Genomic DNA, 24974 nt, shown 5'->3' with positions numbered 1-24974 from the left:
GACGTCCAAACATCTTTATATTTAGCAGGCAGCACTTTATGTTGAATTTATTTATTAATCCTTCTCATGCTTTATTTGATTCGCAGTTAGTTGAGTCGGATGTGCAGTTTCAAGTTCAACTGATTAAAGACGCAATAGCCAATCTTAGCGTAAGCAATCGTAATATCAGTTATACCTACTTTGAACCCGAACAAGGTGAAGCGGGCACGTGTTCTATTTTTGGTCAGTTAAAAGAACAGCCTTACAACTTGGCGGCGATATTAAACGGTGAATCGCGTGAAAATGATCAGGCGCTATACGCATTAGGTGCCGTTGTAAATTACGTTATAGAAAGCACACAAGCTGAGTGGTTTGGCATTTATCAAACTCGCTTGAATGCAAAAGGCGAGCGAGTATTGGTTAAATTAGCGTATAGCGGGGTAGAAAGCCGTGCTGAATTTCCTTTAACCGCTGAATTTGCTCACCTCAGTACTAATGTACAGGTGGGCTTAACTGGCTCGTCTAGAATTATAAACAATGTGGAAGAATTTGTTGCCAATGGTGGCGAATATTATACCTGTGATCCGAAAGTAAAAGCTGAGGCGTGTTTGCCTATTTTTAATGAAAATGGTGATATACTCGGAATTACGGATACCGAAGCATTCAATCAAAACTTCTTTGATGAGAAGGTTATAGCAATTTTATTAGCCGCGAATATTGTGATTGCAGAGCTCTTGCCCCAATAATGGTAATGTTAGCTTTGTATAGTATTTTGTAAGCACTAAGAATTAGTTAAAATCTTTTTTGCCTCGTTTTGCATAATATTTTTCCTTGGAGCGAATCACCACTATGTTTTCTCATTTAAAACCGTTACCTACCGATCCTATTCTAGGGCTAATGGCCGCGTATAATTCAGACTCTAATCCAAATAAAATTGATTTAGGCGTCGGCGTCTATAAAGACGAATATGGTGATACGCCAGTATTAAAATGTGTTAAACAAGCTGAAGCGCTACGACTTAATAACGAAACCACTAAGTCATACATTGGTTTGGCTGGTGATCTTAATTTTACTAATAAGATGGAACACCTATTGTTAGGTGAGCACAATGCGCTTCTTGCAAACCGTGTTCGCACAGCGCAAACGCCGGGCGGCACTGGCGCGCTAAGAGTAGCTGCAGAATTTGTTAAGCGCTGTAATCCTGACGCAACAATTTGGGTAAGTGCGCCAACGTGGGCTAACCACATGAGCTTGTTTGAAGCGGCGGGGTTAACAGTTAAAGAATACCCGTATTATGACTATGAAACGCGCGGCTTACAGTTCGACAATATGAAAAAAGTAATTGGCGAGCAAGTAAAGCAAGGTGATGTAGTGCTATTTCATGCTTGTTGTCATAACCCAAGTGGGATGGACTTAACCTTAGCGCAATGGCAAGAAATGGCAGAGTTGGCAAAAGAGAAGTCTTTCACACCAATGATTGATATTGCTTACCTAGGTTTTGGCGAAGGTATTGACGAAGATGCAGCTGGTTTACGTTTAATGGTTGATGCCGTACCAGAGTCGATTATTTGTAGTTCATGCTCGAAGAACTTTGGATTATACCGCGAGCGTATTGGCGCATGTTCAATTGTTGCAGAAGACGCGCAAAAAGCTGATGTTGCTAATAGTGTTTTACTTAGTGTTGTGCGCAGTATTTATTCAATGCCGCCAGCGCATGGTGCGACAATAGTTAATACTATCCTATCAAGCAACGAATTAACGCAGCTATGGCATAGCGAACTTGCTGAAATGCGTAATCGTATTAACGAGCTACGTAGTTTAATTGTGGACAAGCTTTCTGCAAAAGGTATTGATCAAAGCTTTGAATTTATTAAGCACCAGCATGGTATGTTCTCATTTTTTGGTATTGATAAGCCTCAAATTGAGCAATTGCGTACCGAGTACTCAATTTATATGGTTGGGTCAAGCCGTATGAATGTTGCTGGTATTAGCTTATCTAACATTGACTACTTTGCTGACTCAGTAGCTAGTGTATTAGCGAACAAATAGCCACAGATAAAAACTGCACTAGTTATTAAGCAAATAACTGGTGCAGCATTTCGTTAAATTCTATTATTTATAAAGCGTTAAACTTTCTATACTCATCGTATCTAACAAACATGGAGCAAGGTATGCAGAGTAAAAGCGAACCGTTAAGCATTGCTCAGTTAGGTGAGCCTGTATTACGCCAAGTTGCCTCGTCAGTGCTAAGGTTTAATTGTGCAGATTTAGATGCATTTATTGAGCAGTTATTGGCAAAAATGCTTGAATCAAACGGAGTGGGTATTGCGGCTCCTCAAGTGCATGTATCTAAACAAATTATGATTATTGCCTCGCGGCCAAACGCACGTTATCCCGACGCACCAGAAATGACTCCGTTAGTCATGATTAACCCACAAATTATTAAGAGTGGGCACCCTGAAATAATAGAAAAAGATTGGGAGGGCTGTTTAAGTATTCCAGGCATACGTGCGAAAGTACCAAGAGCCACCAATGTTAAAGTGGTTTTTATGGACCGGTATGGAGCTGAACTTCAGCGTGAATTTACTGGGTTTTTAGCGCGGATATTTCTACATGAATATGATCATTTAATTGGCTTAAGCTACTTAGATCGTGTTGAAGATAACAAAGACATTGTGTCTGAAACTTATTATTTAACGCATATTGTGAAAAAGCCATAAGTTGTAGAATGTATGGCACAACGTTTACTCATCATATTTTTAATCACCTTTCTTCTTTTCATATCTTTTCAGTTTATTGGGCAACCGCTTAAGCGCTATGTTGATGCTGGAGAATTAACTAAGCCAGTTACTTCTCAAATTCTTAACATGACTGATTGCTCAGCGCTTGATCATCCAAACATGTTATCTGTTAACCAGATCCAAGGTGCGGGGATTCAGTCTCCTTATGTAGATAAAAAAGTGTCGACAGTAGGAATTGTTACACTGGTGAGTAAGCCATATAAAGGTTTTTTTATTCAAAGTATGAAACCTGACAATGACGACTTAACATCGGAAGGGCTATTTGTATCTAGTGGCAACGATAGCCGTTTATATGAATTAAAACACGGTGATAAGGTATTTCTACAAGGAAAAGTAGCAGAGTATTTTGGTCGAACGCAACTAACCGATGTTGAAGGAGTAACAGTATGCGGTAACGGCAGTGCGTTACGCATGAGTAACTTCAGCCTACCGTTAAAAAGTGCGCTAACCAAAGTGAGTAACGTTACCGAGTACGAGCTCGCAATGGAGCCTTTTGAAGGCATGCTTATATCATCATCACAGTTATTAACAGTTTCAGGAGTAGAAAAGTTAACAGGTTATGGTGAGCTATTAGTAAGTTATGGCAGGCTAATGCAAAGTACTGACATTGTATCTTCTGGTTCAGCTGCGAAGCATTATGAAAAAGCAAATAAGTTAAATCAAATTGTGCTGGATAATGGTGATCCTCGGCTGGGTTATGCCGACGTCATTATTAACAAGGCTAGCGAAATAGCACAAGGCTTGAATGTGCTCAAGGCCGGTGACACAGTTAGTGGTATTAATGGCGTAATACATTTTAACCATAATCAATTTAAGATAATCCCGACAGAGCCAGTTCACTGGCATGTTAAGCCGCTTAGTCGCGTTGTGCCTCTTAACACTAACTCACATACCGTGCCTAATACGTCTAAGAGCAAGCCGATGCTGCGCATAGTGAGTGCGAATATTCATAATTATTTTAATGGAAATGGTAGCTTGAAAGCGCAATACAATGGTTTCCCAACGAAGCGCGGCGCTAAAAGCTTGCAGCAATTCCATGTTCAACATCAAAAGCTGGTGGCTCAGTTAAGTATGTTAGACGCAGATATATATGGGCTAATTGAGATTGAAAATGACGGTGAGGAAGAACAAAGCGCGCAGCGATATCTTGTCGAGGCACTTACGGCTTACTCGTCAACAAATAAAAAACCGAGTGGAAAGGGGGCAAAAAACTATCAATTTGTTTCCGTAAAATCGATTAATCAAAGTGGCTTATTGGGGAGTGATCTTATTCGCGTGGCATTAATTTATGACGCTAACAAAGTTGAAACTGTAGGTACAGCCACTACGTTACCTTCGCTTGATAATCAATCTAAGCCGATAAATTCTGCATTTAGTCGTGGAAATAGAGCACCGCTTATCCAATCATTTAAGCACCTAAAAAGTGGAAAAGAGTTCACGCTAGCTGTAAATCACTTTAAGTCTAAAGGCGGATGCCCTAAAAGTAAAAGCGACCCCAACCGAAACCTGAAAGATGGGCAAGGGTGTTGGAATGCGTTACGAGTAAAGGCGGCAGATGAATTGGCTAAACACCTTCAACACCCTACTTATGATGGTCATGGCGTGCTCATTTTGGGAGATTTAAATGCGTATCAACAAGAACAACCTATAATGACATTGCGGCAGTATGGTTATCAAAATGCGGTTGATATCAAGTCCTCTCAACTAGCGGCTTATAGTTATATATTTCGCAGCAGAACAGGCACGTTAGACTATATATTATTAAATAAAACCGCAGCAAACTGGGTAAATAGCTCGTTTTATTGGCACGTAAATGCTGATGTGGCAAAGGAATATGGTTACGATAAATTGACGACTGAAAACAGGCTTCCTGCGTCTACTCATTTAAGAGCGTCAGATCACGACCCTGTGGTACTTGATCTAACTATTCAATAAGAGTAACTATTAAACATTCATTTAAACTAGTATCCTTTACATAACGTAAGGTTAGCGAGTTTATCCACCTTTAATTTAGGAACAAATAATGAAAAAAATCATCTTAGCTGCCAGTATTGCCGCTGCCCTAGTTGGGTGTACGCAAGAAACGCAAAACAAAATAGGACGTGCAGTGCAAAATTGGACTGGTACAAATGGAGTATTAGAAATTTATGCAGGTGACAAGCTAGTTAAGCGTTTCATTCATATCGATAAATTAACAACGGGAACAGGAACGGAGTCTGGCCATGCAAGGCCATATCGCTTTGGCTACGGTGTGTTGGATGCAAACTTAAATGGCATTAAAGACAATAATGAAGCTAAGGTGTATTTTGAGTTTAGTGACTATTCAACAGCCTATGTTTTTTATGAAAGCCCGAATTAAGCGGCACTCGGCTAAATAAATTTTACTTTGGGTACTCACTTTTTACTCAAGTAAGTGTTAAAATTACGCGTTAATAAATGAACTAGGTTAATTTGATTATGAATGTACAAGTAGTCGACTATACAGCGTCAGACGCCCCAGAAAAGTTTGTTCAATCTCTCCATGAAACAGGGTTTGGCGTATTAAAAAACCACCCTATTGAGCAAGAATTAGTAGAGTCCATTTATAAAGATTGGTACGCATTTTTTAGTAGCGATAAAAAGCATGACTTTAAATTTAATGTAGATACACAAGATGGATATTTTGCTGAAGAAGTGTCTGAAACAGCAAAAGGGCACGACATTAAAGATATAAAAGAATATTACCACTATTATCCATGGGGTAAGGTGCCAGAAGAACTTGAAGCGCAGCTTAAAGAGTATTACGCCAAAGCTTCAGCTTTGGCTGCAGAATTACTAACTTGGGTAGAAAAACACAGCCCAGATAATGTTTCTAAGTTGTATACAGAGCAACTTGCGAACATGATCAAAGATACACCAAATACATTATTACGTGTACTTCATTACCCACCACTAAAAGGCGATGAAGAAGAAGGCGCATTACGTGCTGCAGCTCACGGTGATATTAATTTACTAACAATTTTACCAGCAGCAAACGAACCGGGCTTACAGGTGGTAGATAAAGACGGCAATTGGTTAGACGTACCTTGTAACTTTGGTAATCTGATCATCAATATTGGTGACATGCTTCAAGAAGCGTCAGGTGGATATTTCCCATCGACAATTCATCGTGTTGTTAACCCTACAGGTGAAGAAGCTAAAAAGTCTCGTATCTCACTACCATTGTTCTTGCACCCAAGAGATGAAGTAGTACTTTCAGATCGTTATACATCTCGTAGCTATTTAGAAGAGCGTTTACGCGAACTTGGCGTTAAAATGTAAGTATTAGGTAGTGCTGTTACCGCATTGAAGTTAAAGCGAGCTAATATTTGGCTCGCTTTTTTGTATAAACTTTTTACGTTTCAAAATAAAACCTGTATCCGGTACATAATCTGTTACATATTTTAAGATATTTTATTCTTTAATATCATCAACCTTCTTTACTTAGCCATCAATGTAAATAAAATGTTCTCCATCCATAGGTGTACTTATGGAGGATGAAATTACCATTAAGCCTCTCATTCTCGCAGTCATGTCTTCGTCTATTCTTTGGATTTATTCATTACTTAAAAACCCTAAATAAAATGGATTTATTTATGACACACAACACTTTCAAACAATCGCTTTTAGTCGGTGCTATTTCACTTTCCTTATTTGCATGCGGTGGCAGTGGAGGAACCAAAGAAGAAGTTATCATTATTACCGAACCCCCAGAAAATAAAGCGCCGGTAATTACCGCTTTTACTGACGCAGCCGCTTTTGAAAGAAGTACCTATACGGTTAAGGTAAGCGCATCAGATACTGACGGAACCATCACTCAGTACTCATGGGAGCAAACTAGTGGTCAATCAGCGAATATAGTAACAGCTGACACAGACACGCTATCAGTGATACTCCCTTCTTTAACTGAGGCGCAAACTCTGACTTTCAAAGTAACGGTGACAGATGAAGATGATGCTTCTAGTGATGAAACACTCACACTTGCTGTCAATCCATATGATGAATTAAGTACGGTATCATTTGTTGATGAGGCGTTAGAGCAATGCTTAACCGATTATACAGCAGGTGAAGAAGGCACCATTGACTTAGGCGCAGAAACCATAGTTTGTGATCACTATGCCATTCAGAATATTAATGACTTAACGCATTTTGCCAACCTATCCGAGCTAACAATAAGCAATGCGCTAGTTGAAGATATTACGCCTTTAGCGCAATTAACCAACCTAAAGTTACTCAATATTGCCAATAATAATATTCAATCACTTAATGCACTCAGCAGCTTGGAAAAATTAGAAGCGTTAAATGCGTCTAACAACCCGATTGAAGCCATTACGAATATTTACTCCAACATGTCAGCGTTTACATCTTTAAGCTTAAGTGTAGAAGCTCCGCTTGTTGCAGGTGATAACAGCTTTAATATTAATTGGCTGCAAAACGTGGAAGGTCTAACTGCGCTCGATTTACAGAATATTCGTGTGCAGAATACAGGTTTGCTGCAGGATGCTAATCATTTAACAGATCTCGCGTTAGTAAACAGCGGCATTACTAACTTAACGTTTTTAGAAGGGAAAAATAAATTAACGCGCTTAGATGTCAGTAACAATACTTCCATTAGTAGCATTGAACCTTTGGAGGAGCATGTAAATCTAACATCATTAAATATAAGTGGTGCTAGTCAGCTTCAAGATATTTCAACACTTTCAGCACTCACAAATTTAACCACGCTGAAAATGAGTGAGCTAACAAATGAAAGCATTGATGGGTCAGCAATTGCTGCGTTAACTAACCTTACGCATATTGAGCTTTCAGGTAATACATATTTGTCTTTAAGTTTCTTAACTGATCTTACTCAGCTTGAAACATTGATGCTTGTTGATTCAACCAATGTTAACTCGCTAACAATTGAAAAGTTAACAAAATTAAAGCGCCTTTCATTAAGTAATGTAGGTAGTTCACTAATAGATGACTTGGCTGTACTAACAAATCTAACAGAGTTAGAATTACCTAACAGCCAGTTTTCAAATATTAATTGGATATCGCCATTAACTAACTTAACGCACTTAAGTATCCAAGACGCGCAGTTATTAAATAATATTAGCGGTATAAGTAGTCTAACGAATCTTACAGAAATAGAGTTGGGGGCGTTCTTTTTAACTGATATCTCACCGCTAAGCAATTTAACTAACTTGGTACGTTTAGAGTTAGACAATGTAAGCACTTCAAATCTAACACCAATACTGAATTTTCCTCAGTTAACCTCCGCCAAGCTGGTTAATAACGCTTTATTAAATTGCAGCGATATTACACAGTTTAAAGCCGCATATCCTCAGGCCATCATTACTGTATCCGATACTTGTATAGGCACACCCAGTGAAAGTGACGATTTTGCTGATGCAAAGTTATTAGAATGCGTGAGTGCCAGACACAAAGCTTATAATGATTTTAAAACGTTGAATTGTACCCAAACAATTTCCTCGCTTGAAGGCATTGAAAAACTGGTGAATTTAGAGTCGTTTAGCTTAAAAGCCACGAGTGATGCTGATTTAACCGCGCTAACCAAGCTCGAAAAGCTAACGAATTTTAGAATTGTAAACAGTGAAGTGAGCAGTCTTGCAGTGCTACCTGAACTTCCGCATGTTACTAATTTGATGTTAGATGGCAATCAATTGACTGAAGTAGACGCTCCTCGTCAATACCCTGCAGTAACACGAATAACACTAGGTTATAACCAGCTTAATAACTTTGAGGGGTTAAGTGCTTTTCCAAATGTAGAAACAGTAGTATTAAATGGCAACGCAATTAACTCACTACAAACGTTACCTGAGCTTAAAAAGTTGACCATTCTTTCTTTGATGAGAAACAATCTTGAAGACGTATTCGGCCTACATCGTTTACCTGCACTAGAACGATTGTATTTAAGTGGTAATCCGCCAATGACGAATATTGATGAAGTGATTAATCATCAAAGTCTGATGAGTGCCTATTTAAAAGGCAACGACAACTTAAAATGCACTGATGTATCGACGCTAGTTAATAAACTAGTGTATGTATTAGAGCCAGATGTGTGTTTGGAGTAAGCAATAATCTAGGTAGTATTAACGGTAATCAGTTTAAAGTATTAGGCTGATTACCGTATGCTTAAGCAAGTTTGGATAACAAACCGCATGAAAGCACTGTTCTTATATAGACTGGTGATTTCTTTGATTGAGAAAAGTGAAAGAGATTATAGAGGTAGTGGGTGTTAATTAAAAAATGGTGCCCCGTCGCTGACTTGAACAGCGGACCTACCGATTATGAGGCCCCATTGACAAGCTTATAATGCCTTTATAAGTGCGTGTTTTTTTGTGGTCATGACCACCAACTTACCGATATTGTTACCACCTATGAATTGTATGGTGTAATTCAAATTGACTCTTACCAGTTCTGAACTAAACTTTATTGTGGTAGTATAAAGTAGGATTATATCCTTACGAGATTTCTTTCATTGGAGGTAAATTATGGCAATGGTAAAGAAAAGTATCACAGTAACTGATCAACAAGAACAATGGATGCAAGCTCAACTTGCAACTGGTAATTATGCTAGTGACAGCGAGTTATTACGAGATTTGATCAGAAAAGAGCAAATGCGTACTAGCCAAGTTGAAGTTATTAGGCAAGAACTGATCAAAGCAGAGCAGAGCGGTTTTAGCTCTCGTTCTCCTGAAGATATTGTTAATGCGGTGATTGCTAGAAAACAAACTAATGGCTAAGTATAGATTAAGTAGTGCTGCCGATCAGGATTTCGAGCAGCTATTTGAATATGGCATTGATAACTTTGGGTTAGCTCAGGCTAAATCATACGTTGATGGGTTGATTATTCAGTTTCAAAGCATTGCGGAAAACCCGTTGCATTATCAGGCTGTTGATCACATTCGTAAGGAATATAGACGCAGCGTGTATGGAAAACATGCTATTTACTATGTCGTTTCTAATGACTGTGTTGATGTAATGCGCATACTAAGAGCTGAAAACCTTAACACTGCTTTTGAGTAATTAATGTGTCTGGTTCGTTATCTGATAGGCTCTTAGAAATTGATAATCGGCTTCTGCAGCTCGCTGAAGAAAAAGAGTTATTGTTAAATGAACGCAATAGTATTCTTGCACAACAAGAAGTCGAGCTAGCCAAACACTTTAACCAACACGTTTCACCGGAAGCTAAAGTCGATTTATTCATTTCTTATTTTAAAGGTCGAAATGATGTTTACCCGTTTCGTTGGGAGTCACAAAATGGGCGAAGTGGCTATTCGCCAGCGTGTTGGAATGAATGGAAACCTAAAGTTTGTAATAAACCACGGATTAGTTGCACGGAATGCTCAAATCAACAATTCAAGCATTATGATGGTCAAGCGATATTTGATCACCTAAAAGGGAATCAAACGATTGGTATTTACCCACTTCTAGAGAACAATACAAGCCACATTCTTGCTGTTGATTTTGATAAAGACGATTGGATTCACTCCGTTAAAGCTTTTTCTGAAGCCTGTGATTTTTATAAAGTACCTCACATTATCGAACGCTCTAGAAGCGGCAATGGTGGACATGTATGGATCTTCTTTTCGCAAGCTGTTGAAGCAACTAAAGCTAGAAAACTAGGTAATGGCTTATTAACGAAAGCCATGGAAATGTATCCTGCTCTCTCATTTACTTGCTTTGATCGTTTGTTTCCGAATCAAGATGTTATGCCAGGAGGTGGCTTTGGTAACTTAATAGCACTTCCTCTTCAACTAGAGCCAAGAAAACAAGGCAATAGTGTATTCATAGATTCGTCTGGAGTACTTTATAAAGACCAGTGGGCTAAGCTGGCTTCCATTCAAAAAGTTGATAATACAGCACTTGAAGGGTTGCTGTCCGAAATAACGTTAATCGATGAAAAAGCTAATAATGAGTTGGCGGATAAACCTTGGAAGAAACTATCTACTATTGATAATGATGTGATCGCCAATTGCCCTGAAGAAATAACCTTAGTTATTGCTGATCAAATTTATATTCCTATCGATAAGCTTCCCGGCAAATTAACTTCAAGACTTAAATATTTAGCAGTATTTTCTAACCCAGAGTTTTATAAACGGCAAGGCCTTCGGTTATCTACTATTGGCATTCCTAGGTATATCTGTGCAGCTCATATTGAAGGTCACTTCTTAATTCTGCCGAGAGGTTGTTTATCGTCTGTAGAAGCTAAACTAACCGAGCAAAAAATTGAAGTGAACCTTGATGATAAGCGATTTTCAGGTGACAACGTTGCCAAGGTAAAGTTTACTGGAAAGTTGAAAAGTCAGCAAAATAAGGCGGTTAATGTGTTATTAGAATCATCTGTTGGCATACTCGAAGCTTCTACTGGCTTTGGTAAAACTGTCACCGCTTTAGCACTTATAGCTAAACGCAAGGTGAATACATTAATATTAGTTCACAGTCGGCAACTGGCTGAACAGTGGTTAGAGCGTATTAATGTTTTTCTAAAAGGTACTGAAGTTGGCTCATTACTTGGTGGTAAGGAAAAGCTGTCGTATCAGGTTGATGTGGCTACATATCAAAGTTTAGTCAGTCGAAACGGCATGGATATAAAGCCATACATTGAAAAATATGGGCAAATTATTGTCGATGAATGCCACCATTTACCAGCATCAAACTATGAAAGCTTGATCAAGTCCAGTCATGCTAAATTCATTCATGGGTTTACAGCAACACCAAAACGGCAAGATGGCTTAGAAAAGCTAATGATGTTTCAACTAGGAGATATTGTTTATAAAGGCGTTAAATCAGGTTCAATGCTTAATCAGCAAGTGATAGCACATGAAACAGATACAACGTTTCCTAAAGAGTGGCTAGAGCCTGATACTAAGCCTCATATCTCACAAATTTATAAGCATCTAGTAAACAGTGATGGTAGAAACCAAAAGATTGTCGACGATATTCTCAGTTGTATTGATGACAAACGTTCAGTAATGGTGTTAACCGAAAGAAAAGAGCACATCGAACATCTGTCAGCTTTATTAACGCAAAAAGGTCTACTGGTTGTGGAGCTGCATGGTGGGATATCTGCTAAGCAGCGGCAAGAGCGCATCGCTATGCTCGAAGAAAACAAAGATCTAACTAACGATAAACAGGTAATTCTTGCAACGGGTAAGTATGTTGGTGAAGGATTTGATCTACCGTACTTGAATACGTTATTCATCACCCTACCTATAGCGTGGAAGGGTATATTAGCTCAATATGCTGGCCGAATTGGGCGAGAGTGGAGTAACAAAAATTCGGTTCAGGTTTATGATTACCTCGATACCTTCCCAACACTTAAGCGAATGTTTTCAAAACGAGAAAAGGGATACAAATTATTGGGTTATGAAGTCACATATCGTTAACGTGGATAGTGAAATACTCGAGTATTGTTCTATTCTTGTATATGTCGACTCTTAAGACGATTGAAAACTCGAACAACGAAATACTTAAGTATTGATAGCGTGGAGTCACATTGTTAGCTATAAAATATCTTCAGGTTTTTGGTTTAATAGAAACCGTAGGAAACTTTTTTCTTTGATTTCACAGTTTTGGTAAATTGTCAGGATTGTCATGTAATCTTCAATCTTTTTAATACTCAAGTATTTCAAGTTTTTATTTCTGTGAGTCGCTATCAGCTTAATAGCATGTTCTGCCACAGTATTATTCCAATGAATGTCATTGTGATTCGTAAACTCAAACAGTTCATGCCAGTATTTGATCAACCTGTTCTGTAGTTTTTTCGTATCAATGTTATGGCAGTCAGTAGCAACAATGGTTTTCTGGCACAATTGAATTTCTGGCTTAAATTTCTTTAAATACCATTTACGGGACTTAGATTTATCTTCGATATCTTTTACTATACTAGCTAGTAGCTCTGTGAAATTGCTTGCAATAACTTTTAATGCAGTATCATCTGGGTATCTTAGCAATAAATGGTTGATATCCCTGATTAGATGGATCAGGCAGCGTTGCTTTTTACAATTAAGTCGGTCATATCCCGAATAAAAATCGCTGACAATAACACCTTTAAAGTCCTCAAGTAATTCGAGTAAGAAATCAGAACTTCTGTTTTCTCTATACAACGTAACAACGTCAACCCCGTTGGAAAGCACCCAACCGTAAATAGTACCTTCTTCGAGTTTGAATGGTGTTTCATCTATATAAATTACATTGGATTCTATGATCTTATTTAAGAGCTTTATGTATATAGGTCTGTAAAATTTAGCGACTTCTTCTTTGTAACCAAATATCGATGCACCACTCAGTTTTAAACGAAATAATTCACTTAAGTTTTTCTTTATTTGAGCAAGACTTAGTCTGTTGAACATGTACTGGTAAACAATATAGGCTTTAACATTAAAGCCGATATGTTGTTTCTGAGTTGGATATGTGGGATCTTGAAACACTGAGCCGCACGCACACTTAAACTTATTGGTTTTGTATAGGACCACCCAACGCTTGGCTCCACTGGCTGTAAATTTTAAATCTGTAACTTTTTTGCTCAACTCTCTTATAACCTTTGATTTATTCAAGGAGGCTTTGCACTTCGGACAGCATTTAGGTGATATTTCTATTATTTTGTTTGGTTTATATGGTTGTAACTGGTATCCAGAATTAGTTTGTTTTTTAAATTTTGTTATTCGTCTCGAATTGGATACAGAAACCTTTTCTTTTCGATAGTCAAAATAAGCATGTGCTAACAATTTTTGCATATCATCAGTGGCATATTCATCTCGCCAGAAAAGGTTATACGTTTGTTTTTCTAGTTGGTTGGGCTTAACGATATCAGAGCTTTGCTTTAACCCTTTTAAAAACAACGTTAGCTGGCTCAGTGCCATGCAATCTAGCCTGTTATATTCAATAAGAGATTCTTTAATTTCATTGCAGTTGTTTGATTGCCAGTCTAAACGGCTTTTAATAGAGTCATAGCCTGTTTTTATTTGAGAGTTCCAACCGAAACAAAGATAGTCAGTTACATCTTTCAAGCTATTGCTAAAAGTTGGAAAAAGCACATGTGTCCTTAAAACAGATAAAGTGTTGAAGGAATTGCTGATAACTTGACTGCAAATGGATTGATAGTCATCATCTAGCTTATTTTTTATTGATTTTAGGTAATCAATTTCATAATTGCCGTAGTGAAAAAATACAACGTCTTTGAAGTCAGCAATAAAATCTAAGAATTGTTTTACTATTGTCAATTCCTCCAATTGTGTATCAGCCCAATAACTAGCGGAATTTGTTATACGGCCGTTCGCATTACTTATTACAACTAATCCGATCAGATATTTGTAGTTTTCGTGGGGTAAGCCTTCAATATCGAAAAATATTAAGTTTTTGCATGAGGGAATTGCTGGGTACTCATTAACAAAGACTTTGGCTTTGCGAATTGCCAGTGCTCGCAGAGGTATGATGTGATTTAAAGTATGGGATTTTTTCTTTTTTGCTCTATAAGTATAAGAAAGCTGTTCCCAAGTGAAAATTCCCCTGTTTTTAAGCTCACTAATTCGCTTTTCTGAGATGTAAGGTAATAGTGATAAATGTTTGGCGCTTTTTGCTTCTGTATAACATTTTGAAAAATAAGGACAGTTATTGCATTCATGTTTGATAAAAACTGGATTCAACTCAGCGCTTTTTAGTAATTGAAGTCTGGCTGAATGAGCTCTAGTTTTATCAATGAGCTGTTCTGAAATATTGACTTTAGTTACTTTTAGTTCAGGACTAAAAACGATAAAACCGAAAGTGCTAACTGAACGATTCTCCGCTTTTGAAATATTTAACGTTGCTAATGCTAACTCTTGTCTATCAGATGGTTTAACAGTGAAATGTGGGATAACAATAAGTGGTATTATCAATGAACTATTAGAGTCGGCTTTAAGATAAAAGTCAGGTAGTCCCTCATGTGAACTCGCAAAATATATTTTATGTTTACTACTATCGTTGATCCTACGATTCAAACGTTGCTCAAAGAGTCTAGAGTTTGATTTTACTTTTTGTATGATCGTGAATTTAGTATGTTCATCATAATCAAATGATTCATCATGCGGTTGCTTCTCAAATAGTAGCTGTGCTTTCCGTTTGCAAGTGAAACTATATCTCAGTGCTTTTCGGCTAAGTATTGAGCTCACGTCATAGTCAAATTTGGGGTTTGTGGTCAATTAAGTATGGTAAATATTGTCAAAGTACCAACTATCGCTAATAGAATCTCTAATACCTACTTAATGACCTAAACTAACCCTTTGGATTTACAGGGCTTTCCAAGCAAAGCATACTTATACTTTATAATTACCTCTCAATTAAAACACTAAAGCTATAGAAAAACATTATCCTAGGTAGGGGACGTTTCTGGTTTATGACTCGAGTAAAAGTGTTGTTGTAGTTGCAATGCATAAAGCATAGGTGAAAAAAAGCAGATCTATTCGAGTATCAATTTGCAATTATGAATGTTGTGAAATTTACACGAATTTCGTTACTAGGGGCGATCCCTAATCAAACGTGGCTACTTTTTAAAATGAAATTTAGGGAAAATCTAGATGGTTCTAGTTGACCTTGGTAGGGATTGGGGACTTATTTAGTAAAACAGGAAGAAGTGAGTGTTTGTTTACCTGCCATCCCACGTCTCTAGTGGAATGGTGGCCCCTCCGTGACTTGAACACGGGACCTACCGATTATGAGTCGGGTGCTCTAACCAACTGAGCTAAGGGGCCACATTTTTAAAGCTTGGACTTGCTTTTCTACTCTTACCACTTAAGCCCACTAATTATGAGTCGGGTGCTCTAACCAACTGAGCTAACGGGGCATTTGTAATTTGAGGATACTTGGATAGTATCTGGAATCAAAATCGGGGAGAAGTATAAGGATTTTTAAATAGCTTGTCACCTGTTTATCAATGATTTTTTAAACTTGATGTGCTGTTTGCTTGTTAATTGTTCGAAACAATAAATCTACATATTATTTAGTTGTTAGTTTTAGCTCTTAGATTGTGCAAATGAGGCGCTGTGGGGTGATAAATCAGTATTGAGGTTTAACTCTTCAATAGCAGTGCATCTTGTATGAAATAAAGTGAAAGGCTATTGATAAAAAAGAATAAAAAACGGCGCTGTGTGCGCCGTTTATATAAAGGAAAATGATCCCGAGCTTTTACTTATCGTCTAAGAAGCTTTTAAGCTGCTCTGAACGAGAAGGGTGGCGAAGCTTGCGTAATGCTTTCGCTTCAATTTGACGAATACGCTCACGTGTTACATCAAACTGCTTACCTACTTCTTCAAGGGTATGGTCGGTATTCATATCGATACCAAAACGCATTCTTAGTACCTTTGCTTCTCTTGCTGTTAAGCCAGCTAGCACGTCTTCAGTTGCGTTTTTAAGGCTTTCCATCGTCGCATTATCAATTGGCGAGTCGATAGTGGTATCTTCAATAAAGTCACCTAAATGTGAATCTTCATCATCACCGATTGGCGTTTCCATTGAAATTGGCTCTTTAGCAATTTTCAATACCTTACGGATTTTATCTTCAGGCATTAACATGCGTTCAGATAACTCTTCAGGCGTTGGTTCACGGCCCATTTCTTGTAACATATGACGAGAAATACGATTAAGTTTATTAATGGTCTCAATCATGTGCACCGGAATACGGATGGTACGAGCTTGGTCAGCAATTGAACGAGTTATTGCTTGACGGATCCACCACGTTGCATAGGTTGAGAACTTGTAACCACGACGGTATTCAAACTTATCCACTGCCTTCATCAAGCCAATGTTACCTTCTTGGATCAGATCTAAGAATTGTAAGCCACGGTTTGTATATTTCTTTGCAATAGAGATAACTAATCGTAAGTTAGCTTCAACCATTTCTTTTTTCGCACGGCGAGCTTTTGCTTCACCAATAGACATGCGGCGGTTGATGTCTTTAACTTGTTCAATGGTTAAACCAGTTTCTTCTTCAACTGCACCTAGCTTGTAGATACAACGAGAGATTTCAGTTTTAAGTTCTAGCAACCCTTTAGAGTATGAATGGCCAGCATTAATCTCAGCATCTAACCATGCGTTAGATGTTTCATTACCTACGAACGCCTTCATAAATGCACGCTTAGGCATTTTTGCATGTTCTGCACATAACTTAATCACTAAACGTTCTTGAGTACGTACACGGTCCATCATGCTACGCATGTTTTTAACCATGTAATCAAACTGCTTAGGAATTAGGCGGAAGGTTTTAAAGATTTCACTAAGTGCTACAATTTCTTCACGAGCATCTGGGTGAGCACGGCCTTTGTCAGCAATTACTTTTTCCATTTTTTCGTATTGATTACGAAGTGCAGTAAAGTTTTCGCGTGCTTCTTCAGGATCTGGACCTGTGTCTTCTTCTTCCTCAGAATCATCGTCAATGTCTTTGTCTTCGTCATCAAGTTGATCTTCAGGAACTTCAGAGCCAATGTGAGTAGCTGTTGGTGCAATGTTATCTACTTCGTTAGGATCAATAAAGCCAGAGATAATATCGCTTAGACGAATTTCTTCTGCTTCATATTTATCCCACTGATCAAGTAGGTGAGTAATTGCTTCAGGATATTCTGCTACTGACATTTGAACTTGGTTAATACCATCTTCAATACGCTTAGCGATATCGATTTCGCCTTCGCGAGTCAGTAGTTCTACTGTACCCATTTCGCGCATGTACATACGTACAGGATCAGTTGTTCTGCCGATTTCTTTATCAACTGAAGCTAGTGCGGCAGCTGCTGCTTCAGCAGCATCTTCATCTGTGGTTGTTTCAGCCATCATTAATGCATCGTTATCCGGTGCTGTTTCGCACACCTGAATACCCATGTCATTAATCATGCTGATGATATCTTCAATTTGATCCGAGTCAACGATATCTTGTGGAAGGTGGTCGTTTACATCAGCAAAAGTGAGGTAACCTTGTTCTTTACCTTTGGTAATGAGGAGTTTTAATTGCGACTGAGGACTTTGCTCCATAGAGATTTTCTCTTCCACTCTTTGAACGCCTAATGCACAAGATGGGTTGTAAGCTTTAAGTTAGTCATGCACAATGAGCACTCTATTAAGCATCATTGTGGTCATCTAGTGTATGCACCGATGTATAGGACTAATCTTAAGCGTTCACCACTTACCTTTACACTAGGTAGGGTTAATAACTATACCAAGTCAAATTTGATGATATGGTATTTGGACGCACTGAACCGTGCATTCTAGCAGACTATATTAAATCTGGCTAGATTCTAATCTGTCAATGTTGGGTCTTTTTTACTCGATTTCAAGGCTGCCAGTAGACTATTTACAATAAGATATTCTTCTTTACTCAGGCCTTGGGTTTTCTGTTTAAGTAATAGTGAATCATATGTTTTCTGTAAGTACATGTTTTCTAAGTGATGGAATGTATCTACAAACTCATTTTCGATCATCTCTTCATCAATATTATGCTGCCAAATGGCCAATTGATTTAAATAGTTACCTTCGGGCTTTTCACGCCACTTTTCTATCAGACTTGCAGTGGTTGTGTTCGGTTGCTGCAAAATTGATTCTTGTATGTCTATTAGTAAAGCAAAACCAGGAATATCAACTTTTCTTAGTGCAGGCTTAAATGGAATAGCATTGGCAAGTGTTGGGTACTGTAATAATAGTCCCACTGCTCGGCGCATCGGTGTAACTTTAAATGATTCTTGAGGTTTTAAAGTTTGCTGTGGCTTTTCAAAATATCGTGACAGCTCTTCTGCGGTGCGATTAACCGTCATCGCTAGCTTATTCATAATACTTTCACGATAAAAGTCACTTGGTATTTTATCTAGTAGCGGTTTAGCTTTGGCAACAAAGGCAGCTTTACCTGCATCACTGGTCGCATCAACTTGCTGATGCAACTTTTCAAAAAAGAAGTCAGTTAACGTTTGGGCATCCACGTAACGGCTTTCGAACGCTTCCTTACCTTCTTTATTTACTAAACTATCTGGATCTTCGCCATCTGGTAGAAAGAGAAATTTAAGCTCAACACCGTCTTTTAAATAAGGAAGGGCGTTTTCGAGTGCGCGCCATGCGGCATCGCGTCCAGCACGGTCGCCGTCGTAACAGCAAATGACCTTAGTGGTTGTTCTAAATAGTGTTTGTATATGTTCAGGTGTTGTTGAAGTGCCCAGTGATGCTACCGCATAGTTGATGTTATGTTGTGCTAGAGCAACAACATCCATGTAGCCTTCAACAATAAGTATTTGTTCTATTTTAGCACTGGCTTGCTTGGCTTCATACAAGCCATATAACTCTCGGCCTTTATGAAATATACGTGTTTCAGGCGAGTTAAGGTATTTTGGTGAGCCGTCACCCATGACTCGTCCACCAAAGCCGATGACACGTCCTCGTTTATCTCGGATAGGAAACATAATCCTATCGCGAAAAAAGTCGTATTGTCGTCCGTTATCGCTTTGGTTAGTGAGTTTTAAGTCGTTTAATTGAGCACGCTGTGATTGATTAGTGCCAAACTGTTTATATAGGGTGTCCCACTCTGGAGGAGCATAGCCGATATGAAATGCGCGAACGGTTTCACCGCTTAAGTTTCGGCCCTTCAAGTATTCAATAACACTATCTTTATTCGCATGAGATTTTAGTTGCTGACGATAAAGCTGGGTTGCAGCTTCCATAAGTTCATAATCAGACTGCTGCTGTGCTCGGTTAGGTTGTTTTGTGCCACCTTTTGTTTGCTCTCTTGGCACTTCTAAGTGATGAAAGTCTGCAAGTTCTTCAATGGCATCTACAAATTCTAGGTTTTCATAGTCCATTAAAAAACTAATAGCGTTACCATGTGCGCCACAGCCAAAACAGTGATAGAACTGCTTTTCTTGGCTTACGGTAAAAGAAGGGGATTTTTCATTATGAAACGGGCAGCAAGCCTGGTAATTTTTACCAGCCTTTTTTAAACGCACTCGCTGATCGATAATTTCTACTATATCGGTTCTAGCGATGACATCATCGATAAATTGGCGTGGGATTCGTCCAGACACTATAAATATTTACCGCTTCATATTGAGTACTCTTTCAACAATGAAGAGCTGACTCGGTTAAATTAGACATTGATGCTATAAAAACAAATAAGCCGCGCTTAACTTAACATTAAGCGCGGCTTATTAATATTCAATATCGGTTTTTAAGATAGGCGAGATCTAATCAGTCCACTTACCGCGCCCATATCGGCTCGGCCTTGAAGTTGTGGTTTTAATACGCCCATCACTTTACCCATTTCTTGCATATTCGCCGCGCCTGTAGATTCAATTGCTTGGTCAATTAACGTTGCAATTTCTTCATCAGTTAACTTACGCGGTAGAAAATCTTCTAAAACAAGTATTTCAGCGTTTTCTGTTGCAGCTAATTCAGGACGGCCAGCTTCTTCGTATTGCTTTGCAGCATCGCGACGTTGCTTAACCATTTTAGTCAGCACTGCGGTAATTTCGCTATCGTCTAACGTGATTTTTTCATCAATCTCACGTTGTTTAATAGCAGCAAGTGCCATACGAATAGTGCCAAGACGGTTTTTGTCTTTCGCGCGCATCGCATCTTTCTGTGCATCTTTCAGCTGTTCTAATAACGCCATGGGTAAACTACCGACTCAAATTAGTAAAGTTTTACGCGACGAGCGTTTTCACGGCTCACTTTTTTCAAGTGACGCTTAACAGCAGCCGCTTTTTTGCGTTTCTTTTCTGCAGTTGGTTTTTCGTAGAATTCACGACGACGTACTTCAGAAAGGATACCTGCTTTTTCACAAGAACGCTTGAAACGACGTAGAGCTACATCAAACGGCTCGTTTTCTCTTACTTTAATTACTGGCATTTAAAAATTCACCTCAGAATCTATTCAGCTTGGTTATAATATAACCGATTCGACTAAAATTGGTGCGGCATTTTAATCTGAAGAGATATCCAATGTAAAGCTTATTTATCATTCGACTGGTAATTTATTGTCAACAAGGTAAAATCCGCGCCCTCAAACATAAGTTTAGTCTGGTTTATCTTAGTTTTATAGGTTAATGGGTAGGTAATTAATGCGTGTACTTGGTATCGAAAGTTCTTGTGATGAAACAGGAATAGCTATTTACGATGATCATCAAGGGTTGTTATCACATCAACTATATAGCCAAGTTAAAGTGCATGCGGATTATGGCGGTGTTGTACCTGAGTTAGCGTCGCGTGATCACGTTAGAAAAACCTTGCCATTAATAAAGCAGGCAATGAAAGATGCAAATTGCGAGAAAGATGACATTGATGCGATTGCTTATACCGCTGGACCCGGCTTAGTTGGCGCACTGTTGGTAGGTAGTGCGATAGGGCGTAGTTTGGCGTACGCGTGGAATAAACCTGCAGTTGCTGTACATCACATGGAAGGACACTTGCTCGCGCCGATGTTAGAAGAAAATAAGCCTGAATTTCCGTTTGTTGCGCTGCTAGTTTCTGGCGGGCATACCATGTTAGTGAAAGTTGCTAATGTAGGGGAGTATGAAATTTTAGGTGAGTCTATTGACGATGCAGCGGGTGAAGCGTTTGATAAAACTGCAAAGTTATTAGGATTGGATTATCCAGGTGGCCCTTTACTGGCTAAAATGGCAGAGCAAGGTAATGCGGGCATTTATCAATTTCCAAGACCAATGACGGATAGGCCTGGATTAGACTTTAGTTTTAGTGGCCTAAAAACGGCAGCGGCAAATACTATTCGCAATAATATTGATAACACAACGCAAAGTTGTTCTCCACAAGTAAAAGCGGATATTGCTCATGCGTTTCAGCATGCAGTTATCGATACGTTAGCGATAAAATGTAAGCGCGCATTAAAACAAACAGGACTGAAACGTTTAGTTGTTGCAGGCGGAGTAAGTGCTAATAAATATTTGCGTAGTCAGCTTGCTTCCATGATGACGGGACTTGGTGGGGAAGTGTTTTATCCTAAGGCGGAGTTTTGTACCGACAATGGTGCAATGATCGCTTATGCTGGCATGCAGCGATTTAAAGCAGGGCAGGTTGTTCCTTTATCAGTAAAAGCACAGCCTCGTTGGTCAATTGAAGACTTGCCTTCAATCAAAGATAATTAATTATTTAGCGTTATTTATTAATTTCTTTAATTGCTTCATTTATCTTTGGTAACAATTCTAGGTGCTTGGATTTTTGTGATAACACGAGGCGATAATCGATAAGCATATAAGGCGAGCCGATAACCTCTATTTTGTCTTTTATATTCTGGCGTGAGGCAACTTCCCAGCCACTGCTTTCTTCAAATAATACAATATCTACTCGTCCTTTTTCGAGTAGCCCCATCAGTTGTTGAGGAGTAGTAGAGTAAGTAGTCTGTTTAAAAACCCCTTTTTCGATAAGCGGGGTGATATGAGGGCCGTAATAATTTCCTCTTAATAAACCGACAGAAAGATGGCTGGCATTGTGGAGTTTGTATTTATCTATTTTCTTACTTTTTAATGCGAAGTATCGTCCGTAACTGTAAAAGAGTGGGTCACTGAATTTGAATTGTTCGTTTCGTTGTTTATTAAAACTTGCTTGCAAGATACCATCATAAACACCTTCTGAAGCAAGTTGCTGGCAACGTTTCCAAGGGAGTAGAGTAACTTTAACGGTTACGCTAGGGATATGCTTAAAAATGTTCTGAACCATAGCAAGACTTTGTCCAGAAACGCTCGCGGGATCTGTGTCGTTGCGTAAATACGCATAAGGCGGAGATTCGTCATAGCACAATGAAACTGCATAGCTGCAATGGCTAAAAATGACAGCAAAAACAATTAGACAGTACTTCATACAAACACCAACCTAATATTACTCTTGCATACCAATATAAGTTATTTAGATTATATTGCAATACCTTACTGTATTAGGCTTTGCTGTGGTAGGAGGACTCTGCATAATATTATGCGGCTCATTGTTAAAGAACATTTAGTGTATTGCTCTTCGTGGCTAGGATGATGTGCATGCTTAACCCCTTTATAGCAGCTGATAATAGCTGGAAGCTCCATAGAACCTATTGTAATGGTTTGAACATGATGAAGTTTTTTGTGATATTAAACATTTAAAGGCAGTTGAAACGTCTATCTACTGAATGGATCAATAAATAATGAAACAGCACACAAGTATTCGGTATGCTCAGATTATTAATCAAATATAGGGCAGTTTGTTCATGAACACATAGAGTTATCCATCTCACTTGAGCAACTGTCTAGTCATGTTGGTGTATCTAAGTATCACCTAAATCGTGTGTTTTATGCGGGAACTGGTCTTAAGTTAGGAGAGTTTATTCAGCGTAGAAAAATGGAATATGCTTACTATTTACTCGCAGAGTTGAAAATGTCGGTGTTAGACACTTCCCTCAGTGTGGGTTATGAATCTGTCGCTGCATTTTCACGTGCTTTTAGTCAGCTTTATTTACTCGAACCGAGTGAAGTTAAGAGAGGGAAGATTCAAAAAGTTACGTTGCCTCGCCTCATAAAAAGCTCAAAGCGTCCTTCATTATTACCTGATATCTTAGAACTTCCTGCTCGAAGGTTAATTGGGCTATATGGGAATGGATTTAAAGGGCAAAGTTACTTTTCAATAGCCCAGATATTGTATGAAAAATTACACACTTCTTTGAATTTAAAAGAGGACTTTGACTTTTCTCAACAAAAGCTGATAGGCGTGGCATTAGAGAGCCCTTGGCGGGGCGAGCAAGATAACAGTACCTTTTTTGCAGGCGTGCAACTGGACACTGAATTGATAAATGAAGTATTTGAAGGCTCAGATTTAACGGAATATATTTGTCCTGCGGGGTGTTGGGCTCGTTTTGAGCATCGCGGCCCGTATAATACCATGTGGCAAACAATACTAAGTATTTATGCTAACTGGGTAATACCAAACAATCGGCAACTGAAAGACAGCGCAATCGTGCAGCACTATTTAAACAGTGTAACAACTACCCCACCAAATGAATTAAAAACACATATTTACATCCCTATTGTCGATGAGTAAACGAACAACAGAAAAAGCGCACTTTCTGCAATGCTTACATAATTAATTCAGCGCATGATAGTTAAACGAACCTTGAGATATTTATATAATTGTTGGAGTTATCATGTTTATTAGGCTTTTTAAGTTGCTGTTAAGCTTTACATTTTTAATTTTAAGCATCGTCAATAGTGCCAGCGTAATCGCTTCTTCGGTGGGAATGCAACATGGCGTTTCTGCCATAGATTCTAAAGTGCTCGATCTATATAACAAAGTAAGTAAACGACCAGTAAAGATAAATCTTTGGTACAAAAAAGGCCACTGTGAAAATCAGCAATCTGGCGAGTTATGTTTAGATGCTAACAATGACACTAATAAAGTCGCAATATTGTCTCATGGTGCGATGGGCGCAGCGAGTGATTATAATTGGTTAGCGTACACCTTAGCTGCACAAGGGGGGTTGTGGTTGGGTTAAATCATTTTGGGGAGTCTTGGCGTTATGGGCGTGAAAATATTGATCCAGCAACCACAATGAAGTTGTGGCAGCGTGCTGAAGATACCACTTTTGTTTTGGATCACTTCTCGAAAAACAACCCATTTCAACATCATTTAAATTGGCATAATGTTGTGGTGGTTGGCCACTCTTCTGGCGGGCAGACTGCGGCATCTTTGGCTGGGGTGACTTTAGATATGGCTAATATGACTAACTACTGCCAATTAAGTAAATCTAACGGCGATATGGGATGTACCTATGCAAATGGAAAACAAGCTGAAAAAATAGGTAAAATTGCAAGTTATAAGCAATCATATCGTGATAATAGAGTGAAAGCTGTGATCATGTTAGATCCGGCTGTGGGGCCTGCGGCGACTAAAGAAAGTCTTCAAAGCATCAATATACCGGCACTTATTATAGGAGCCCAGAATAATGAATTTGTACCGTTTAAGTATCATGCAGGTTATTACGCAGAATATATGCCGAACGCAGAGTTAATGACTTTAAATAATGATGAGGGCCACTTTATTTTTCTTGATAGCTGCAGCCATAAGCATAAAGCAAAAGGCGTTTCATTATGTGAAGACCGTGAAGGTGTTGATCGTAAGCAAGTGCACTCTATGATGAGCCAAAAAATACTTGCTTTCCTTTCTCAGCTGTAATCATCATTACAACGATTAC

20 protein-coding genes and 1 tRNA gene are annotated in these 24974 nt (G+C 38.7%); 14 read left to right on the top strand and 7 right to left on the bottom strand.

All coding sequences use genetic code 11. From position 1 onward, the window contains the following. The first annotated feature begins 38 nt into the window (after positions 1-38). The 10 genes from HUU81_RS13415 (at position 39) to HUU81_RS13370 (ending at position 12193) form a co-directional block, all read left to right on the top strand. The gene (locus tag HUU81_RS13415) at positions 39-725 is read left to right on the top strand and encodes a GAF domain-containing protein (RefSeq protein ID WP_199609447.1); all 687 of its coding nucleotides are present in this window, start codon (positions 39-41) and stop codon (positions 723-725) included. Positions 726-828: 103 nt separating this feature from the next. Beyond that, positions 829-2028 carry an amino acid aminotransferase gene (locus HUU81_RS13410; RefSeq protein ID WP_199609446.1) on the top strand — a complete coding sequence of 400 codons (1200 nt, stop codon included), beginning with the start codon at positions 829-831 and terminating at the stop codon, positions 2026-2028. A gap of 122 nt (positions 2029-2150) precedes the next feature. Beyond that, on the top strand, positions 2151-2699 hold the full coding sequence (gene def / locus HUU81_RS13405) for a peptide deformylase (protein ID WP_199609445.1): 549 nt from the start codon (positions 2151-2153) through the stop codon (positions 2697-2699). Positions 2700-2711: 12 nt separating this feature from the next. Beyond that, positions 2712-4715 carry an ExeM/NucH family extracellular endonuclease gene (locus HUU81_RS13400; protein ID WP_199609444.1) on the top strand — a complete coding sequence of 668 codons (2004 nt, stop codon included), beginning with the start codon at positions 2712-2714 and terminating at the stop codon, positions 4713-4715. 88 nt (positions 4716-4803) lie between these two features. Further along, positions 4804-5139, top strand: coding sequence for a hypothetical protein (locus HUU81_RS13395; RefSeq protein WP_199609443.1), 336 nt, complete (start codon positions 4804-4806; stop codon positions 5137-5139). A 98-nt stretch (positions 5140-5237) separates the two neighbouring features. Then, a complete protein-coding gene (locus HUU81_RS13390) occupies positions 5238-6080 on the top strand; it encodes an isopenicillin N synthase family oxygenase (protein WP_199609442.1) in 843 nt (280 codons plus the stop codon). Positions 6081-6394: 314 nt separating this feature from the next. Next, positions 6395-8875, top strand: coding sequence for a leucine-rich repeat domain-containing protein (locus tag HUU81_RS13385; RefSeq protein ID WP_199609441.1), 2481 nt, complete (start codon positions 6395-6397; stop codon positions 8873-8875). 420 nt (positions 8876-9295) lie between these two features. Further along, a complete protein-coding gene (locus HUU81_RS13380; protein WP_199609440.1) occupies positions 9296-9547 on the top strand; it encodes a ribbon-helix-helix domain-containing protein in 252 nt (83 codons plus the stop codon). Then, positions 9540-9830, top strand: a complete 291-nt coding sequence (locus HUU81_RS13375) for a type II toxin-antitoxin system RelE/ParE family toxin (protein WP_199609439.1) — start codon at positions 9540-9542, stop codon at positions 9828-9830. Before HUU81_RS13380 ends, HUU81_RS13375 begins: the two co-directional genes overlap by 8 nt. A 5-nt stretch (positions 9831-9835) precedes the next feature. Continuing rightward, the gene (locus HUU81_RS13370; RefSeq protein ID WP_233520503.1) at positions 9836-12193 is read left to right on the top strand and encodes a TOTE conflict system archaeo-eukaryotic primase domain-containing protein; all 2358 of its coding nucleotides are present in this window, start codon (positions 9836-9838) and stop codon (positions 12191-12193) included. Between the two features lie 117 nt (positions 12194-12310). Here HUU81_RS13370 and HUU81_RS13365 read toward each other — a convergent pair whose 3' ends face one another. From HUU81_RS13365 to rpsU, 6 genes are all read right to left on the bottom strand, one after another. Next, a complete protein-coding gene (locus HUU81_RS13365) occupies positions 12311-14956 on the bottom strand; it encodes a TM0106 family RecB-like putative nuclease (protein WP_199609438.1) in 2646 nt (881 codons plus the stop codon). Between the two features lie 502 nt (positions 14957-15458). Then, positions 15459-15535, bottom strand: a tRNA-Ile gene (locus HUU81_RS13360). A 433-nt stretch (positions 15536-15968) separates the two neighbouring features. Next, positions 15969-17804: an RNA polymerase sigma factor RpoD gene (rpoD, locus tag HUU81_RS13355; protein ID WP_199612067.1), complete on the bottom strand. Its 1836-nt coding sequence runs from the start codon at positions 17802-17804 to the stop codon at positions 15969-15971. Positions 17805-18067: 263 nt separating this feature from the next. Then, positions 18068-19834: a DNA primase gene (gene dnaG, locus HUU81_RS13350; RefSeq protein ID WP_199609437.1), complete on the bottom strand. Its 1767-nt coding sequence runs from the start codon at positions 19832-19834 to the stop codon at positions 18068-18070. 143 nt (positions 19835-19977) lie between these two features. Next, the gene (locus HUU81_RS13345) at positions 19978-20421 is read right to left on the bottom strand and encodes a GatB/YqeY domain-containing protein (protein WP_199609436.1); all 444 of its coding nucleotides are present in this window, start codon (positions 20419-20421) and stop codon (positions 19978-19980) included. Between the two features lie 20 nt (positions 20422-20441). Next, the gene (rpsU, locus tag HUU81_RS13340; RefSeq protein WP_199609435.1) at positions 20442-20657 is read right to left on the bottom strand and encodes a 30S ribosomal protein S21; all 216 of its coding nucleotides are present in this window, start codon (positions 20655-20657) and stop codon (positions 20442-20444) included. 211 nt (positions 20658-20868) lie between these two features. Between rpsU and tsaD the strand changes: the two genes are divergently transcribed. Further along, a complete protein-coding gene (gene tsaD, locus HUU81_RS13335; protein WP_199609434.1) occupies positions 20869-21909 on the top strand; it encodes a tRNA (adenosine(37)-N6)-threonylcarbamoyltransferase complex transferase subunit TsaD in 1041 nt (346 codons plus the stop codon). A 10-nt stretch (positions 21910-21919) separates the two neighbouring features. Here tsaD and HUU81_RS13330 read toward each other — a convergent pair whose 3' ends face one another. Beyond that, entirely contained in the window at positions 21920-22621 is a 702-nt protein-coding gene (locus HUU81_RS13330; protein ID WP_199609433.1) for a substrate-binding periplasmic protein, read from the bottom strand. Positions 22622-22981: 360 nt separating this feature from the next. On the opposite strand from HUU81_RS13330, the gene HUU81_RS13325 reads away from it, so the two are divergent. The 3 genes from HUU81_RS13325 to HUU81_RS13315 all read left to right on the top strand — a co-directional run bounded on the left by HUU81_RS13325 (position 22982) and on the right by HUU81_RS13315 (position 24955). Then, positions 22982-23824: an AraC family transcriptional regulator gene (locus HUU81_RS13325; RefSeq protein ID WP_325071800.1), complete on the top strand. Its 843-nt coding sequence runs from the start codon at positions 22982-22984 to the stop codon at positions 23822-23824. A 103-nt stretch (positions 23825-23927) separates the two neighbouring features. Continuing rightward, positions 23928-24275, top strand: a complete 348-nt coding sequence (locus tag HUU81_RS13320) for an alpha/beta hydrolase (RefSeq protein ID WP_199609431.1) — start codon at positions 23928-23930, stop codon at positions 24273-24275. Next, positions 24263-24955, top strand: coding sequence for an alpha/beta hydrolase family protein (locus tag HUU81_RS13315; RefSeq protein ID WP_199609430.1), 693 nt, complete (start codon positions 24263-24265; stop codon positions 24953-24955). Before HUU81_RS13320 ends, HUU81_RS13315 begins: the two co-directional genes overlap by 13 nt. Positions 24956-24974 lie beyond the last annotated feature (19 nt).

The sequence above is a fragment of the Flocculibacter collagenilyticus genome (assembly GCF_016469335.1).
Lineage (GTDB): Bacteria > Pseudomonadota > Gammaproteobacteria > Enterobacterales > Alteromonadaceae > Flocculibacter > Flocculibacter collagenilyticus.
Note: the sequence above shows the minus strand (reverse complement) of the source record. Positions and strands in the feature narration are given on the sequence as shown.